The organism is Micromonospora sp. LOL_021 (assembly GCF_048060215.1).
In the GTDB taxonomy this organism is placed as follows: Bacteria; Actinomycetota; Actinomycetes; order Mycobacteriales; family Micromonosporaceae; genus Micromonospora_E.
The window spans coordinates 1-4,052 of the sequence record NZ_JBHMIN010000106.1; the positions used below are offsets into that span (position 1 = coordinate 1).

Below are 4,052 nucleotides of genomic sequence, written 5' to 3' on the forward strand. Positions count from 1 at the left end.
GAAACGATCTCCTGTGTCATCGGGCTGCACTTCTACAGGATCGCCTGTGAATAGACCTCAATTTTGGATCCGAAACCACGGCGATTGCTCGTTCTTGAATAACTGCTGGTCACGGCGGCCGTGAGTTGCCCGATGGGCGGCTGGAGCTTTGGGTAACGTTGGGGTGATGTCGGCCTCAATCCGTCAGAGGGTGTTGATCCCTGGTAGTCCGGTTCGGCTGACCGTTTTGTCCACTCGGGGTGGGGGTCGGTTCGCCGCGTGTCGCTGCGGGTGCGCCGGTCCTCCTGGTGCCGGTGGCGTCTTTTTGCTGGTAGGGGCCGGTGTTCGGGGTCAGGTGGGTGGGGGTATCAGGCTGAGGCGTTGCCAGCAGAGGGTGAACGCTTCGGCCCAGGGCCAGGTGTCGGGGATGGACAGGATCGTGCGGCGGGCGTGGGTGGCGAGTTTCGCGGGGAGGTGCAGAATCCGGTAGCGCAGGGTGCCGGGTTCGGCGTGGGCGAGGTCGGCCTGGTCGTGCAGGCCGAGGAGCCGGGTCCAGGAGTCGAGGTCGGCGGCGATGTTCGCGGCGAGGACCCAGCCCTGGTTGACGGTCCAGTCCTTGGAGGGCAGGTTCCGTAGGCCCATGGCCTTGTTGGTGCGGACGCGGTCCTCGACACCGGCGTGGGCGCGGTGCAGGGCGTCGAGCCATTGTGGCTGGTGCGAGCCGGCTACCCGTCCGAGGCGGCCGATGTTGGTGGCGACGATCGCGTACCGCCAGCCGGTGGATCGTTCCAGGGCGGTGAGGTTCTTCGCGTGCCGGGCCGACGGTCTGGTGCGTCGCACGATCAGCCGTAGCCCGGTGTTCCAGTTGTCGAGGCGATGGTCGAGGCCGGTCAGCTCGGCGGTGTGTGCCTCTCCGGTGGTGGCGGTGCCGTCCTGGCCGAGGCTGTCGGTCCACGCGGACTCGGGTAGCCGGGCGATGGCGGTCTCGTCGGCGTCGGTGATGGTCCAGCCGACGGTGAAGCGCACGTTGCGTCGTGTCCGGTTCAGCCGCTCCAGGTGTGTCATGAGGTCGTGGGTGGCGCCGGCGCCGTCGACGCGGATCAGGATTTTCCGCCGGTAGGACGCCGGTAGTTGGGCGATCGCGTCGTCGAGTACCCGAATGTGGTCGCTGACCGTGTTCGATCCGGCGTTGCCGGGGCGCAGCAGCATGGCCAGGCTTTCCGTGGTGTTGGCGCACCACGCGCCGAGGGGGTGGTGTCCGTAGCCCTTCTTGAACGTGGCGGCCGCGCCCTGCTTGTCGCTGTGTGCGGTGATCAACGTGGCGTCCATGTCGATGACCACCCATCCGGTCAAGGGTTTCCCGGCCACGGTCAGCCACGGGAATCCGTGCGGGCGGCGGGAGAGGAGGTCCCACACCCGGGCGCGGACCTTCGCCCGCGCGGTGGCGATCCGGCGCAGCGATGTCTCGTCCAACCCTGCCAGGGCGCGGCGGACGGTCGATTCCGAGGGCGGATCCGCGAACAGCAGGGCCTGATGCGCCAGCAGCCCGATGTCGGACATGCTCGTCGCGCCGAGCACGATCGCGGTCGCCAGACAGACCAGCACCGTGCCCCGGTCCCACCACCCCGGCCCGCTCCCGCGCGGCAGGACCTTGTTCAACGTCGAGGTCAGACCGGTCCGGTCCGCGCACTGCCGTAGCAGTACCGCGCCCGCGTGCCCGACCAGACCCTTGCCGCCCACGGTTACCCGCAACCGTGTGGCCCATCCCGTACTCTTACTCACCGGAAAGGTGCACCCGTTTCTGCTATGGATATGACTTCGACACTCACATCCTTGCAGGCCAGGTGCATCTTTCCCTTACCGGCCTCGATGACCTAATTCTCCCACTGACTGGGGGAGGTCGGGTGCGCCGTTCCGTTCGGCGTGTGACGCCGTCGCTGGGCCGTAGGATCGTAGCCGGGCTCGACGAACTCGACGAAGACGCGCGGCGGCGACTCCAGCAGGCGATGCAGGCGCAGGTGAAGCACCTGATCGATGACCTGCGTAAGCGGCTCGCGGAGCCGGAGTCGCTGTCGCTGCGGGCCGAGCTGCTGCAGGAGTACGAGGAGGCGGAGCGGCTGGCCGGCGCGTTCGAGGTGTGGCTGGAGGACGTGCTCGACCAGGCGGCGGTGGCCTGGGTGCTGGGTTGTGTCTTCGTCCGCTTCTGCGAGGACAACGAGCTGATCGACGGGCTGTGGATCGGCGGGGACGATCCGGCGGCCCCGGCCGAGGCGGGGATGCAGCGGTGGCAGGCGTACCTGATCGAGGCTGAGCATTCGTTGCACAACGACCGGCACTGGCTGCGGGAGGCGTTCCGCTACCTGGGCAGGCTGCGCCCGACGGCGAAGATCTTTGACAAGCACAATCCGGTGTGGCGGTTCGACATCTCCGGCGCGGCCGCGGAGGGGCTGAGTAACTTCTTCCGTACGGGTGAGGGCCGGGTGTCGCTGCGCAGCACGACTCTGGACACCCGTTTCCTTGGTGACCTCTATCAGGAGTCTCGGTGACCTCTATCAGGAGTTGTCGACGTACGCGAAGAAGACGTACGCGTTGTTGCAGACTCCGGTGTTCGTCGAGAAGTTCATCCTGGACCGGACGTTCGAGCCGGCGTTGAGCGAGTTCGGCCTGCCCGCGATGAAGGTGATCGACCCGACGTGCGGCTCCGGCCACTTCCTGCTCGGCGCGTTCGACCGGCTGGTGCGCGAGTGGCGCAAGCGGGAGCCGACCACCGACATCCGGGCGATCGTCGACCGGGCGCTGGGCCAGGTCACCGGCGTCGACATCAACGCCTTCGCGGTCGCGATCGCCCGTTTCCGGCTGCTGGTCGCCGCGATCAAGCTCGGCAAGTGGCACAAGCTCGAACGCTGCCCCGCCTTCCCGGTCCGCGCCCGCGGGCACTTCCCCAACGAGCAGACTCCGCTGGCGAATTGTGCTGGTTACCTGGTCGCGAGTGCAGCGAGGTGGGAGACGCGGGTGTGGCCCAGGGGTTTGCCGGCCAGCCATGCGTCCGCTCGGGTGAGGTTGATCGCGGTGGCGATCAGGATGTTCTGCACTCGGGTCTTGGCGAGTCCTCGGTAACGGGATCTTCGCAGGCCGAATGCGCGTACGGCTTGGGAGATGGTGCCCTCGATGCCTGATCTGGCCGCGTAGCGTCTGCGCCAGTGCTCGGTCTGCTGGTCGGCGCGCAACGCGCGGAGCAGTTCGTGGTGTTCCCGGGGTCGCAGGGTGAGGGTTCGGGCGGCGGTCTTGGCGCGCGTGCAGCGAGAGCGGACCGGGCAGGGCGTGCAGTCGGTCATGCTGAAGGTGAACATGACGCGGGGTTTGCCGTGTCGGTCGGTCGTGGTGCCTGACCAGGTGTTGCGGTGTCCCTGGGGGCAGACGGCGGTCAGGGTGTCCCAGTCGATGGTGAACGCGTCGGTGTCGAAGGCGCCGCTACTCTTGCTCTGCCATTGGTTTCCGTGACCGACCGGTCCGATCAACTCGATACGGTGTCGGTCTGCCGCGTGCAGGATCTCGTCGGCGGTGACGTAGGCGGAGTCGGCCAGATGCTCGACCGGGGCCAGATCGCGTCTGGCCAGGGTTTCGTGCACGCGCGCGGTGGTGTCGATGTCGGCCTCGGTGGCCGGCACGGTGTCCACATAGGTGATCAGGTGCGGGCGAGCGTCATCGCAGCCCTCGCTGATCTGGACCTTGTAGCCGTTCCAGCCGGCGCCACGTTTGACGCTGTAGCGCGTGTCGGGGTCGTAGGGCGAGGTGATCGCCAGAGCGCCCGGGGCACGGCCGTGGGTTTCGCGTGTGCGCCAGTGCAGTCCGGCGGGATCGCGGTAGTACTGCTGGACCCAGGTTGCCCGTAGGCATTCCACGGCGGGCAGTGTCCTGACGAACGGTGGTGCGTCGGTGCACCATGCCTGCGTCAGGAGCGTGACGCCGTCCGCGCCGATCCGTAGTGCGAGGTCAAGTCGTTCCGATTCGGCTTTCGGTAGTCGGTAGGCGTCGACGCGGGGACCGTAGCGTGTGAACCAGTCGACGGGTGC

At 67.5% G+C, this 4,052-nt stretch carries 3 protein-coding genes and 1 pseudogene; 2 read left to right on the plus strand and 2 right to left on the minus strand.

Going from position 1 to position 4,052, the window contains the following annotated elements; all coding sequences use genetic code 11:
* Positions 1-330: 330 nt before the first annotated feature.
* Positions 331-1,731 (minus strand): IS1380 family transposase, encoded by a 1,401-nt coding sequence (locus ACFHWT_RS31030; protein ID WP_416598208.1) that lies wholly within the window; start codon positions 1,729-1,731, stop codon positions 331-333.
* Positions 1,732-1,904: 173 nt separating this feature from the next.
* Between ACFHWT_RS31030 and ACFHWT_RS31035 the strand changes: the two genes are divergently transcribed.
* Together ACFHWT_RS31035 and ACFHWT_RS31040 are read left to right on the plus strand one after the other, a co-directional pair.
* The gene (locus ACFHWT_RS31035) at positions 1,905-2,525 is read left to right on the plus strand and encodes a hypothetical protein (protein WP_416598210.1); all 621 of its coding nucleotides are present in this window, start codon (positions 1,905-1,907) and stop codon (positions 2,523-2,525) included.
* A 127-nt stretch (positions 2,526-2,652) separates the two neighbouring features.
* Positions 2,653-2,811: pseudogene (locus ACFHWT_RS31040) on the plus strand (hypothetical protein); the annotation flags it as partial.
* A gap of 143 nt (positions 2,812-2,954) precedes the next feature.
* On the opposite strand, the gene ACFHWT_RS31045 reads toward ACFHWT_RS31040, so the two are convergent.
* On the minus strand, positions 2,955-4,052 hold a 1,098-nt coding region (locus tag ACFHWT_RS31045), incomplete at its 5' end, for a transposase (RefSeq protein ID WP_416598212.1).